We start from the raw sequence: 12,935 nt of genomic DNA, 5'->3' as shown, positions 1-12,935 counted from the left end.
TATAAAGATTTTCTTTTTACTTCGTATTTTATTTTATTAAAATGTTTCACGTGGAACGGATACAATGAAAATTTTTAGAATTACTCAAGCCTATACAAAACAGTACACCAACCCTATTCTTTTGAATGTTGGAGATGTTGTTTTTTTGGGAATGGAAGAAACTGAAGAAAAATGGAAAGGTTGGATTTGGGCCGAATTGTCAGACCGAAGTAATGCAGGCTGGATTCCCAATCAAATAATTCAATTTTCAGAAAATAAAAAAACTGGAATCATACTAAAAAAATATTCGGCGCAGGAATTAACAGTGCACAAAGACGAGCAAGTCGAGTTATTGGAATCATTGAATGGATGGTCTTGGGTTAAAAATCATGTATCCCAAGATGAAGGCTGGATTCCATCAGAATGCATAGCGCTATAAATAAAATAAAAATAGTTACAGATATAATGAATTTTTCAAATCAAAACGTTTACATCAAAGTTAAAGATCACTCCGTATCGGGAGAAAAATTTGAATTACTCTTGGACGAAGAGTTACAATTGTTAAAAACGCATCCACAACCCGAATTGGAAAACTTAGGGAAATATTACGAAAGTGAAGATTACATTTCACATACAGATGCTAAACGCTCTTTGTTTGAAAAAATGTATCATTGGGTAAAAATTTATTCCTTGAATAAAAAAGTGAGTTTACTCAACTCTTTGCACCATGAAAAAGGAAGTTTATTGGATATTGGCGCAGGAACAGGTGACTTTTTAGTGACAGCCAAGGCAAACGGTTGGCAAATTACGGGTATTGAGCCTAATGAAAATGCCAAAAAATTAGCTGTTTCTAAAGGTGTTAGCTTTGAAAATAGCATAGAAAGTATTGAAAACCAGCAGTTTGATGTTATTACTATGTGGCATGTCTTGGAACATGTGCCCAACGTGGAACACCAAATTCAACAATTAAAGCGATTACTAAAGCCTAACGGAACCATCATTATTGCTGTTCCCAACTTCAAATCTTATGATGCAACGTATTATGGAGAATTTTGGGCAGCTTATGATGTTCCGAGACATCTTTGGCATTTTTCCAAAACAAGCATTGAAAAATTATTTGCTAAAGAAAACCTGAAACTGGTAAAAGTGCTTCCTATGGTTTTTGATAGTTTTTATGTTGCTCTCCTCTCTGAAAAATACAAAAATGGAAAAATGAATTTTTTGAGAGCTTTTTGGGTTGGATTTTGTTCCAATTGGAAAGCAAATGTTTCGAAGGAATATTCTTCGCACATTTATCTTCTAAAAAACCAGTAAAACGCATTTTAAGCTGTTTTAAAAGGGTTTTAGGGTGTTTACAAGGAAAACACCTTTCTAATTTTAGTTTTAAGCAGAAATAAAAGGCATTTGCGCCGTTTTTTATTGTTGAAAATAATTAAAATTTGATTTTAATAGATAAAATTTATGATCGTTTTTTTATCCAAAAAAGAATTAAAATGCGAATCAAACGAACATTCTAAAAAAATGTTATTTTTACCAAAATTTAAAAATTAACCGAAAAGAATAAAATGAAAAAAATTGTTGTTGTAGCAGCTATCGTTGTTTCTGTTTTTGCATGTAACAAAGCTCCCGAAGTGAAAGAATTCAAAACTGCCTATATTGATACCGTTAAATTAATGGAAGAATATACTCAGTACAAAGAGTTGGAAGAAAAGTTTAAAACTAAAAGCCAAGTAAAAGCTAGAGAAATCCAAATTGAAGCCAAAAAATTGGAAGCAGAAAAGCAAAGCTTTCAAAAAAATGCGCAACTTAAAGGTCAGGCTTGGGCACAACAAAAATACGGAGAGTTACAACAAAGAAGCCAACAATTAGCGTATGCTGAACAAGCGATTGCACAACAATTGCAAATGGAAGGTGGAACTGAGAGAGATTCAATAGTGAAAGATGTAAGAGATTTTATCAAAGGCTATGGTAAAGAGAAAGGTTACGATTATATCTATGGAACGGGTGATGCAGCTACAGTACTTTATGCGAAAGATTCGTATGATATCACTAAAGATGTTATCAAAGCCTTGAACGATCGTCACGCCGCTAAAGGAAAAACAGAAGAGAAGAAAGAAGAAAAGAAAGAGGAAGTAAAAAAATAATTGCTTCGAAAAATATAGAGCCTTCAATACAATTGAAGGCTTTTTTTTTGGATTGGTCACTAGTTTTCAAAACTTATTTGCTAAAATTCAATACTTTAGTTCTTTTATTATAAGCCATATGTATACAATTTCAGAAGAAGCCAAATTCACTTTACAATTCATCAATCAAACACAACAAAACATCTTTCTTACCGGAAAAGCGGGAACAGGAAAGACTACCCTACTCCACGAAATCATTCAAACGACTCATAAAAATGTTGTCGTTGTTGCGCCCACAGGTATTGCAGCACTTAATGCCGGCGGGGTAACAATTCATTCGTTGTTTCAACTCCCCTTTTCAGCCTTTATTCCTGACTACAGTACGCCGCAATTCTCTGAATTCGTTCGTTTTGAAACCAAAAGTACACTCTCTAGGCATTTCAAAATGAACAACCTAAAGAAATCGGTTATCAGAAACATGGACTTACTGATTATCGATGAAGTCAGTATGCTTCGTGCCGATTTATTGGATGCTATGGACTTTATGCTGCGTATTGTTCGAAAATCGGATCGCGTTTTCGGTGGTGTACAGTTACTTTTTATTGGGGATTTACTTCAGTTGCCTCCAGTAATCAAAGAAGAAGAGTGGAAAGTATTGCGAAATCATTACAATGGTAGGTATTTTTTTCACTCTCAGGTTATTCGTCAAAACCCTCCGTTATACATTGAATTGTCTAAAATTTTTAGACAAACCGACAGCCTATTCGTTTCGTTACTCAATAATTTACGCCAAAATCAGATTACAGATGAAAATATTCAACTTCTGAACCAGTATGTAAATCGGGAATTTAATTTGCAAGAGCATCCTGGTTATATAACACTAACAACACATAACACTAAAGCTGATGCAATGAATTCGAAAGCATTGGCCGAATTACCAGCAAAAGTTTTCAAATACCTTCCTGAAATAGTGGGTGATTTTCCCGAAAAAATTTATCCCATTGATAGCGAGTTAGAACTCAAAGAAGGTGCGCAAGTTATGTTCATTAAGAACGATTTGTCTCCTGAAAAGAGGTTTTATAATGGTAAAATGGGAATTATCAAAGCTTTGTCTGAAGAAGAAATTGTTGTTGATTTTCCAGATGAAAGAAAAATTGTTACAGTTGAACGCTACGAATGGCAAAATATTCGATACTCATTACATCCTGATACTAAAGAGATTGTAGAGGAAATAATGGGAACTTATGTGCACTACCCAATTAAATTGGCTTGGGCGATAACGATCCATAAGAGTCAGGGATTAACGTTTGACAAAGCAGCGTTGGATATGTCGCATATTTTTTTACCCGGGCAGGCCTATGTTGCTTTATCGCGTTTGCGTTCCTTAAATGGCCTTATTTTGCTTTCTCCGCTTAATTTGAATGGAGTTTTGAATGACGCTGATGTGGTTGGTTATACAAATCATAAAGCAAACAATACCATTTTAGCTGAATCTTTGGCTTTACAAACTCAAAAATTCCTATTGGAATACCTTAAAGCTAGTTTTGATTGGCAGAATTTAACGCAAGAATGGCGCAATCATCAATATGGCGTTCGAGATAATAAGAAGCAATCTGTGCATTTTCAATGGGCTAAGAAGCAAACCGAAGTTTTGGAAGGAATACAGGAGTCGGCTAAAAAATTTAGAAATCAATTGGATTTTCTCTTTTCACGTGAAACAAAGGATTACCAGTACATTCACCAACGAATTTCGGCTGCCTATGATTATTTTTTTAAGATTTTTGACGGATTGGTGTTCGAAATCCTTTGGAAACAAGAAGAATTCAAAGGAAAAAAGAAAACGAAAGGTATTCTAGAAGAGTTACAGCTTTTGGAAGAATTACAAATTAAAGCAGTATTCGGGATGATGAAAGCAAAATTGATGGCCCAACACATTACTTCAGGCGTAACTATTTCAAAAGAGAATATGTCATCTGAAGAAATGAAAACTTATAAAGCGAATATGGTAGCTCTTGTGAAAAAAGAATTTAAAAGTAGTAATTCAAGCTTAATGGATGATGATTTCGATTATGATTCAAGTTTAAAAAAATCAAAAAAGGAAAAGGTTGCCAAAAAATCTACTTATGAAGAAACGTTGGAACTTTGGAAGTCCAATCATTCTATTGAAGAGATAGCTGATGTGCGAAAGCTATCCGCTCAAACCATTGGTAGTCATATTGCTAAATTAATTGAAAATGGAACTATTGCTATTACAGAAGTACTTCCTAAGGATATTTTAGACGAATTAGCAAAAGCCTTTGACGGTTTTATCGATACAACACTTACTCCGTTAAAAGAAAAATATGGAGATCAATTTACCTGGAATGAATTGAAAATCTATAAAGCTTTCATAGAAAGGAATGCATTGGATAATGATAAAAAAGCCTCAAAATAAGAGGCTTTTTTTATCGTTATCTTATTGAAATAGATTAAGATAAAACGTATTTATTGTAGAATTACGATACCAATGCTATCTCAATATTCTTTTTCGAATATTTGAGCTGATTCAAATAGGATTTAGTCATGTAATAGGATTTGAACTCATTAAATCTTTGATTTTCATTGAAATGCCTATTCATACTCATATGAATTAGAATCCAAGCATAATGGGAAGCAGTTGGTCTCATTTTTGGTAAGTTTTCACCTAACCTTCCTTTCAGACTGTTGTTATTTAAAAAATTTGAATAGTCTAAGTTGTCGATTTTTGCTTTGATGTCGGCGTAATCTTTATTAAAAGTCTTTCTTAATTGAGGTGTAAGTTCAAATTCTCTTGAAAAAGATTCGATAGATCTTTCACAATGAGTTATCATCTCATCAGGCGTAAAACCAAAGAACTCCAAGTAATTTTTGATTTTTAAAATAGATAGTATACGTCTGGTCTCATCATCACATTCGTCTAGAACTATTTTTTCGATGAAGTCACGACTATCCAAATCAAAAATACTTTCAGCATATTCCATTAATTCTAAACCTCCGTATCGGTGAATTTCTTGCTCATAAGGAACAATATGATATTTACTGATGATACTGTTTATTTTTAATTGATTAATGCTTTGAATTATTAATTCCTTCACTTCAATTGAAGTTGTCTGGAATCGAACTCTAATATGATCTTCGGTGTTTTTATAATTTACGAAAAAGAATTTATTTACGATATTTTTCGAAATGATAGTTTCATGAATATGCTTTAGAATATCATTATTTGAGTAGGTATTTCGGTATAAATCCAAATACAACCAGTCCGATACAATGGGTACATTTTCAGACAGGTTTGTGGTATCTTCAATGATTTCATCGTATTGGTAACTGTCTCTAAAATAGTCGGTGTTTTTTACGCTTACAACCAATTCATGTGGATAATTGTTCCCGTCATTATCTACAATGGCCGGACTAAAACTTTGATAGATAAACTCGTTGATATACAGTTTTTTAGTGGTTTTTAATTGTTGGAACAACACTAAAACATCTTCATTATCGGTTGTGTCAAGAGTTAAGTTACCTTCAGGCGTATTCAAATTTACTATTGTAGAAAAATCGGATTCCTTGATTCGTTGATTTAAATACACGGTAAATTCTTCCAAAGTATAATTGTCGTAAGCCAAAAGTAACTGAGCCGGATGAAGCAATGTTTCTTTATCCAAGTAAATTCTTGGCACATAGCTTTTTAAGTAATCGTAACTATTAAAATTAAAATTGATATCATAAAGCTCCTGATTGTAAAACTCTAAATCACTTAAGAATCTATACATTTCCGAATCAGACAATTTTGTGTTAATTGCTGTTGTTAATTTTGGAAGTATTTGCTTTTTATGTTTTTTAGAAACTAAATTTAATTTCCCATTAGAGAGATGTATATAGATATCAGATAATAAAAGGGTTTTAGATTCATCAGTATATGAAGTATTTATGGGTAAGCTGTAGTCGTATAATTGTTCTACAGCATTAATATTTACACTTCTGAACAAACCGATGCAGCTTATATCGGCTATGATTTTACCATCGTGTACTTTCTTTTCATAATTGATAATATCTTGGCATAAAGGATTCGTTACTTTACTGAATCTTGCCACTAAATTCAATGCGGAATTTGCACCTAAATTTCGTATGTAAGTTATCTTATTACCTGTTGATTTGCAGGTTAATAATTCTACAACCACGGTAAAAGTATTAGGAAGATTATTTCTTTTCCTTTCTTTATCATCGGTGATCGGTAAATTCAGATACAGATTATTATCTTTCGCATTTACTATTTTTAGAACAATTTCATCAGCAAGTTTTAGCTTGTATTCTGAAATATTTGAGGTGTAATTCAAACCAGAGTTTGGGTTAAATACCTTTACTAGAGGTATTAAACCATCATTATATTTTTCCGAAACTTTGGTAATGAATTTCGTAAGGCTTTCATTAATGTATGTAGTATGGGAATTATAAGTAATGGTGAAATCAATAAATTTCCTTATTTTTTCTTGAAGCGCAGCATCCATAGTTCCTTGTTCTTCATCAAATGCGTTGATGGCAAAGAAATTTTTCTGATCTGGATTGTCTTTTAATAAAGATTCCTGATTGCTAATGTATTGATTCGTAAAGTGTTCTAAAGCTTCTGTTGTAGTTAAAAGGTGATTGTTCTTTTCAACTATTGAAGAAGGGTATAAAGGATTATGATTGCTTAACTTTTTGGTAAATGAATTGAATATGAATTGATCAATTATCAAACCACTATCAATAACAGTTAGTAAGTAATCCCTAATATCGGATTCTTCAAATCCATCCAGCATTATTTGCTTTACCAATTCATCAATAGTAGTATTTTTTTTAAACTGATCCATCAACCATTGCAAGTCCTCATCGTAATCAATTTCAACAAATTTAATTTCTACTTTGTCGTTGGTTAGAATTTCTGATTTATAAAAGCATATTTTCCCTTTTTGTAAGAAATGAATCGTCGGATTTAAAGTGTAAGTTCTTGATAATAAGTCTTTAGTTGAATCTTTCACATAAACCGATGTAAGAAAAGTATTGTCGTACTTTACATTCAAATGAATAGTTGATTTCTTGATTATGTGGGTTTTATCATTCCATTGTAAAGTACCAACAGAATTAAAAGTGCCAAATGGAGTGGGATTAAAATGAGCCCTGATAAAATATTTTTTCAGCGCATTTTTGATTTTATCGGTTTTATCCTTTTCAATATCATTGTATAAGCTTATGGAAGATAAAAGGACAGAAAGTTTAAAAAGTTTATTTTCTTTAAAAAAACGGTGTAAATCCTCTCTGTTTTTCTCATACGATTGCACAGGAAAATTGGTTACTCTTTTAACTATAATATCAAAAAAAGTCATTTATATTGGGTATTTATTATTTATTTGGAGTACAAAACTAGTGCAAGTTTACTATTTCTAACCAGTCTGTATTTATTTTTTTATCAATTGACAATAGCCCTAACCCTAATCCGGTCAAGCCATATAAAAGGTTTGTTTCCTGAGTTTTCTCTTTTTGTTCAAAATTTTCAAAAGTCAAGAAGTTATTGGTTTGTTTTACAAGTATTTCCTTCCATTTTTCGGATACTTCAGAATAATCATTCTTAAATTTAATCGAAGCCAAATGGTACTGAATCAGTATTCCAATTGTTCCATGGCAAAAGGAATAATCTGCTATCCCCGACTCTTCTAAAGAAATCGTACAGGTATTTTCAATCAACTCTTGCGCTTCTTTTATTATGCGATCTTCATTTAGAAATACTCCGGCATTGTATAGTGCATTTGCAATTCCTAAATCACCCTGACACCAGGATAGTAAAGGATTTATGAATTTATTCTCCTCTATCAAGAACACATTAGGATACAATTGTTTACTGTTGTCATTCTTGTATTTATGGAAGTGTAAAAATGCGATACAATTCTTTAAAGGTTCATCAATTTGATGTGAGAGATCGGTGAAATGAAGTTTAGCATAAAGTAAAAAATTGATGAAACTTGCTACACCATGAGCCATCCCAAAATAATAGCAATGGCCTTCGTTTAGCGTTGGTTTTCTTAAGATTAGTAGTAAATCGGTATTTATTTTTGAGATAAATTTACCAATGTAATTGTTTAAAATGGCTGTAGTTCCGATATTTTTATCCTTTTTATATCTTTCAAGGAAATACATCGCTATACCTAGTGATCCATTCAAATAATCATAATTGCTATTGTTTGCTTCTTCTTCAAGTTCCTCTTTAAGAATAGCATCTATATCTGTAAAGTAGGAATCATCTATTGAAACAAAATCATTTTTTAACTTTAATAACGTCAATCCAAAACCTGCAAGACCACTATTTAAGCTAACTGAACTGAGTTCTTCCGCTATAATTGTATTTATTTTGTCAAGTAAGATTATTAATTTTTCTTTGTATTCTTCCCTGTTATCATGGAGAAACAAATAATCATAGAAAAGTGCAACGCCAGATAATCCGTTAAATAAACCAATCCTTTCTTCATTATCAATAGATTCCCATATTTTTTTTTCAATCGTCAGTAGAACATTCTCCATATTTAACAGCCTAACTAATTGGTTTTGTTGTATTTAGTAAAAAAGAGTAATTCCCAAATCTTGGAAATTACTCTTTTAAAGAATTTAAAAACTAGGTTGATTACCAGTTAGAAGGTGTAGTTATACAAGCGATTGGATAACAAGATGAATCGTTACTAGCTTTAGATGATGGATTTGTTTTTGCCAAGTATCCACCGTTAATGTTTTCTTTTTCTTCGTTTGTTAATTTTTTAACTGTCAAGTTTTTTAACTCCAACTTTTTCATAAGTAATAATTTAGATTTGTCTACTATCGTAAGGTACCTGTTCGACTTATTTCCCCCCAAAAAACAATAAGTATATGTTTGTTAATACCCGATTGGAAAACGAATATATATATATTTGGATTAAAAAAAAAGAGGATTTAATAAGTTTTTTTTTACTTTAACAGTTTCGAACTTTCATTTTTAGTATAACTATAAGTAAACCAAATTATTGCAATAAAAACACGCCAAAAACAGCAGTTATAAAGTAAATGGCAATAGTTCTTGCACCATCATAATCTTTGGCAATGCGTTGACCGAACAATAGCATCAATAAAGTGATACATGAAACAACGGCTCCATATTTTCCAAAAGTAGTATCACCGTTGACACACATTTCAACTATACCCACCACGCAAAGTAAACCAGCTATTAATTCAAAAACCAATAATATTTTTAAGGCAAAATCGACCTTTCCATTTAGAAAGGTTTGGGCGAAATGTTCTTTTAACCATCCCAAATTTCCTTGATAATCTGTGAATTTGTCGTAACCAGATTGTAAAAATGTAATCGCTAAAAACAGCAATACCAGTAAGCCAGCTAAATTGTGCATAAGTTTAGTTTTTGTGTATTAAACGGGTTAATTTGATTGATAAATCGGTTAAAATAATTTTAGCATTTCCATTACGTTCAATGTGATAGATTGCATCTTGTATTTCTTTATATATAGTAGTAATGTTATTTCCGGTCACAAAAGGAGCAAATTTATTCAAATTGAAATTATCGACAGATGTTTCCAAATATACCAATTTATCGGCTTGATAGTTGAGTAATAAAGCTTGACGGAACATTTCGATACAAAAATGTAAAAATTTCTTTTGAGTCTCTCGCCCTAATCCTGCAATTTGTTCACTCCAGGTAATTAAATCATTGATTGCCGAAGCATTCCCTTTTGCTCTAAATGCAGCTCTTACCCAGATGACAAACCACTCTTCGAACGATTGATTGTCGTTTTTATCTTCACATAATCGTAAAGCCTTGTTATAATTACCTTGTGCTTTATGTGCAATTAAGTTAGCTTTCTTCTCCTCTACGTTCTGGTATTCCGTCAAATGAGACGCAATAGCATTTTCACTCAATGGAGAAAAATGCAAAACTTGGCAACGCGAACGGATAGTCTGGATAATATCTTCTTCATTTTCAGTTATCAAAATGAAGACGGTTTTATCGGTGGGTTCTTCTAAAAGTTTAAGTAATTTATTGGATGCGGCTATATTCAATTTATCGGCCATCCAAATAATCATAATCTTATAGCCACCTTCATACGATTTTAAAGAAAGTGATTTTAAAATTTCCTGAGCATCCTCTACTCTAATCTCTCCTTGTTTGTTTTGAACATTAAGGAGTGTGTACCAATCAAAAAGAGAACCATATGGTTGTTCCTGTAAAAACTGACGCCAATCATTTAAAAAATCGAGACTTTTTGGCTTGGATTTTACCTCCTCTGTCGTTACCGTCGGATATATAAAATGCAAATCGGGATGCGCAAAATGATCAAATTTCAGATTACAAGCTTCATTGCCTCCGGTATTTTCTTTGTCCGAATTACCACACAAAACATATTGTGCATACGCAATTGCCATTGGCAGTACTCCACTCCCCTCAGGTCCCACAAATAATTGAGCATGAGGAATTCTACCTGAAGAAGCACTCTGAATCAAGTGATTTTTTAAATGTTCGTGACCTACAATTTGTTTAAAAAGCATGTTGCAAATATAAAATTTCTATGCCTTAATTGGTTTTTTGATTCTCTAAAACTTGAAAAACAATAAGTTTTTAACCAAATATTGTTGATAAATATTTTTTATTAGAAAAATTTTAATATTTTTGCTCACGAATGAAATTTTATAAAAGCTTTATTTATAAGGGTTTTTCAAATAAATTTCACAAAAAATTAACAGGCAACAAAATTTTGGCACGCTTTTGGTATGAATGATAAAAAATGAATGCATTAATTTTTTGTTAAAGTTTTTAAACTAAAAAGACAGGTTTTTACAAAATATCGTAAAAATGTTTTCAAAAACTTGTCAATTAAATTTAAAAACATATTTTTGAATAATTAGAGTTAAACTAAAATTTTGAATCAACCATGAAAAAAATTATCTTTTTAGGCCTATTTATGCTTTTCGCAGTAGGTAATATTAATGCTCAAGCTAAAGGAAAGCCCAAAAGCATCATCAGCACTAACTCTGCTATCCGTAAATTTCACGAAAAAAGTGAATTGGAAGGGATGACTAAAGGACAATTACTTGAGTTATATATCGAAAGAATCAATTCGTTAGTAAATACACTTCCGTATATTGCATTGACACACAAACCGGGTATTACCATGCAAGATGTAGGTATACCTGATAACTCTGAGAACATCAAAGCTCTTGATGCTCAGCAGGAAAATACAAGAACGTTCTTAACTGCAACTGTTGAATTCCAAAGATTGATGACACCATATGCAGACAAAGGAAACTTAGTTTCGTCAATACTATATTACGAGGCGATGTTAAAAGAATTATATAATTTTAGTGAATAATATAAATTAATTTTTTAATTTTAGTTAATAATTTCTAAAACCAAATCCCCATGAAAAACTTATCTAACTTAAAATGGATTGCGCTATTTGTAGCTTTCGCTGCAAATGCTCAACAAGAAAAAGGTATAATTGGTGCTAGTAACTGGTTAAACAACTGGACAGAATTCAACCCGAAGAAGGTAGAATATAACGAAACCAATCAGATTTTGTACGGAAAGATTACTACGAATACAACGTTATTGAAGAGAAATACCTATTTACTTCAAGGGCCGGTATACGTAACGAATGGAGCAACCTTAACCATTGAAGCAGGTACAGTTATCAAAGGGGACACAGGTACAAATGGTGCGTTAATCATTACTAAAGGCTCTAAGATAATGGCCGAAGGTACTGAAACGGATCCTATTGTATTTACATCAAATGGAGCTCAAAGAAAACCAGGTGACTGGGGAGGATTAGTAATCCTTGGTGATGCGCCAATCAATAAATTTGGTGGAACTGCTTCTTTAAATTTTGAAGGAGATCCTTCTCAAACAATCTATGGTGGAACTAACCCAACAGCAAGCTCAGGAGTATTACGTTTCTTGAGAGTTGAATTTGCAGGTAAGAAAATCAAAGGATACAAAGATTACAATGCAATCTCTTTGGCAGCAGTTGGTAACAAAACAGTTATTGAAAACGTAATGTCAAGTTTCTCAGCAGGTAATGCTTTTGAAATTTTAGGAGGTGATCTTACAATGAAAAATGCTGTTACTTTACGCTCAAATGGTGATGATTTCAGATTTACTCAAGGTTCTCAAACTAGATTAGAAAACTCTTTAGCAGTTAGACATTCATTCTCTTCTGGTTCAACTAGAGCTAGATGTTTAAATGTTAATTCTTACGAGAAAAAAGAAGAGGCTGATTTTTCAAAAGCATTAACGAATGTAGTTGCTACTAACTGTACTTTAGTAAATTCAACTGATGATCTTAACAGAGACTCAGCTAGTGGTTTAGTAAAAGAATCGGTTTTCGTTGCAGAAAGCACAGGGTTAACTCTTAAGAAAAGTGTTATTTCTGGATTCAGCCCAGCAGTGGTTTTGGATGATGACATCAAACCAGAAGCTGGTGGTCTTAAAAAAATTAAGTTAGAGGAGATGTATTTCAATAATTGTAAGGGGAATATTTTTGTTGAAAATACTACAAATAACGAAGACTTAGAAGATTATTACGGAAATCCACAATTCGCAAATCTTTACGAAACTACTCCAAACGCAGAAATGTTTATTGCATGGGATGCAAAAACACCTGACTACAGAGTTAAAATCGGTAAAATTACCGCTTCTAAATAAGTTAATAAGTATAAGCTAGAATACAATCCATTAAAGGGTAAAACTTTTAATGGATTTCTAGATTTTTATACAATAATATTTTCACTTTCTCGTTATAACAATCTTGT

Annotated in this window: 11 protein-coding genes; 6 read left to right on the top strand and 5 right to left on the bottom strand. The window is 32.1% G+C overall.

Features of this window, described 5'->3' with window-relative positions:
- Positions 1-64 precede the first annotated feature (64 nt).
- From ACFO7M_RS04205 to ACFO7M_RS04190, 4 genes are all read left to right on the top strand, one after another.
- The gene (locus ACFO7M_RS04205) at positions 65-418 is read left to right on the top strand and encodes an SH3 domain-containing protein (protein ID WP_379734204.1); all 354 of its coding nucleotides are present in this window, start codon (positions 65-67) and stop codon (positions 416-418) included.
- 26 nt (positions 419-444) lie between these two features.
- On the top strand, positions 445-1,293 hold the full coding sequence (locus ACFO7M_RS04200) for a class I SAM-dependent methyltransferase (RefSeq protein ID WP_379734202.1): 849 nt from the start codon (positions 445-447) through the stop codon (positions 1,291-1,293).
- A gap of 251 nt (positions 1,294-1,544) precedes the next feature.
- Positions 1,545-2,123, top strand: coding sequence for an OmpH family outer membrane protein (locus ACFO7M_RS04195; RefSeq protein WP_379717776.1), 579 nt, complete (start codon positions 1,545-1,547; stop codon positions 2,121-2,123).
- A gap of 118 nt (positions 2,124-2,241) precedes the next feature.
- A complete protein-coding gene (locus ACFO7M_RS04190) occupies positions 2,242-4,536 on the top strand; it encodes a helix-turn-helix domain-containing protein (protein ID WP_379734200.1) in 2,295 nt (764 codons plus the stop codon).
- A gap of 61 nt (positions 4,537-4,597) precedes the next feature.
- On the opposite strand, the gene ACFO7M_RS04185 is transcribed toward ACFO7M_RS04190, so the two are convergent.
- From ACFO7M_RS04185 to ACFO7M_RS04165, 5 genes are all read right to left on the bottom strand, one after another.
- Positions 4,598-7,480: a lantibiotic dehydratase gene (locus ACFO7M_RS04185; protein WP_379734198.1), complete on the bottom strand. Its 2,883-nt coding sequence runs from the start codon at positions 7,478-7,480 to the stop codon at positions 4,598-4,600.
- Between the two features lie 37 nt (positions 7,481-7,517).
- A complete protein-coding gene (locus ACFO7M_RS04180; RefSeq protein WP_379734196.1) occupies positions 7,518-8,669 on the bottom strand; it encodes a lanthionine synthetase LanC family protein in 1,152 nt (383 codons plus the stop codon).
- A 100-nt stretch (positions 8,670-8,769) separates the two neighbouring features.
- Entirely contained in the window at positions 8,770-8,934 is a 165-nt protein-coding gene (locus ACFO7M_RS04175; RefSeq protein ID WP_379717784.1) for a hypothetical protein, read from the bottom strand.
- Between the two features lie 205 nt (positions 8,935-9,139).
- The gene (locus ACFO7M_RS04170; RefSeq protein ID WP_379734194.1) at positions 9,140-9,523 is read right to left on the bottom strand and encodes a DoxX family membrane protein; all 384 of its coding nucleotides are present in this window, start codon (positions 9,521-9,523) and stop codon (positions 9,140-9,142) included.
- 4 nt (positions 9,524-9,527) lie between these two features.
- A complete protein-coding gene (locus tag ACFO7M_RS04165) occupies positions 9,528-10,676 on the bottom strand; it encodes an ATP-binding protein (RefSeq protein ID WP_379734192.1) in 1,149 nt (382 codons plus the stop codon).
- 383 nt (positions 10,677-11,059) lie between these two features.
- Here ACFO7M_RS04165 and ACFO7M_RS04160 point away from each other — a divergent pair, with 383 nt between their 5' ends.
- Both ACFO7M_RS04160 and ACFO7M_RS04155 read left to right on the top strand, forming a co-directional pair.
- The gene (locus ACFO7M_RS04160) at positions 11,060-11,497 is read left to right on the top strand and encodes a hypothetical protein (protein WP_379717789.1); all 438 of its coding nucleotides are present in this window, start codon (positions 11,060-11,062) and stop codon (positions 11,495-11,497) included.
- Positions 11,498-11,547: 50 nt separating this feature from the next.
- A complete protein-coding gene (locus tag ACFO7M_RS04155; RefSeq protein WP_379717791.1) occupies positions 11,548-12,828 on the top strand; it encodes a hypothetical protein in 1,281 nt (426 codons plus the stop codon).
- The last annotated feature ends 107 nt before the right edge of the window (positions 12,829-12,935 follow it).

This window comes from Flavobacterium sp. GCM10023249, assembly GCF_042653365.1.
In the GTDB taxonomy this organism is placed as follows: Bacteria; Bacteroidota; Bacteroidia; order Flavobacteriales; family Flavobacteriaceae; genus Flavobacterium.
The sequence above is the reverse complement of the archived record's forward strand: the minus strand, read 5'-3'. Positions and strand labels throughout refer to the sequence as shown.

Bases quoted from the DNA above. Each gene is read 5' to 3' on its own strand.
- ACFO7M_RS04200 (WP_379734202.1), top strand. From the start codon at position 445: ATGAATTTTTCAAATCAAAACGTTTACATCAAAGTTAAAGATCACTCC.
- ACFO7M_RS04160 (WP_379717789.1), top strand. From the start codon at position 11,060: ATGAAAAAAATTATCTTTTTAGGCCTATTTATGCTTTTCGCAGTAGGT.
- ACFO7M_RS04175 (WP_379717784.1), bottom strand. From the start codon at position 8,934: ATGAAAAAGTTGGAGTTAAAAAACTTGACAGTTAAAAAATTAACAAAC.
- ACFO7M_RS04195 (WP_379717776.1), top strand. From the start codon at position 1,545: ATGAAAAAAATTGTTGTTGTAGCAGCTATCGTTGTTTCTGTTTTTGCA.
- ACFO7M_RS04190 (WP_379734200.1), top strand. From the start codon at position 2,242: ATGTATACAATTTCAGAAGAAGCCAAATTCACTTTACAATTCATCAAT.
- ACFO7M_RS04165 (WP_379734192.1), bottom strand. From the start codon at position 10,676: ATGCTTTTTAAACAAATTGTAGGTCACGAACATTTAAAAAATCACTTG.
- ACFO7M_RS04180 (WP_379734196.1), bottom strand. From the start codon at position 8,669: ATGGAGAATGTTCTACTGACGATTGAAAAAAAAATATGGGAATCTATT.
- ACFO7M_RS04155 (WP_379717791.1), top strand. From the start codon at position 11,548: ATGAAAAACTTATCTAACTTAAAATGGATTGCGCTATTTGTAGCTTTC.
- ACFO7M_RS04205 (WP_379734204.1), top strand. From the start codon at position 65: ATGAAAATTTTTAGAATTACTCAAGCCTATACAAAACAGTACACCAAC.
- ACFO7M_RS04170 (WP_379734194.1), bottom strand. From the start codon at position 9,523: ATGCACAATTTAGCTGGCTTACTGGTATTGCTGTTTTTAGCGATTACA.
- ACFO7M_RS04185 (WP_379734198.1), bottom strand. From the start codon at position 7,480: ATGACTTTTTTTGATATTATAGTTAAAAGAGTAACCAATTTTCCTGTG.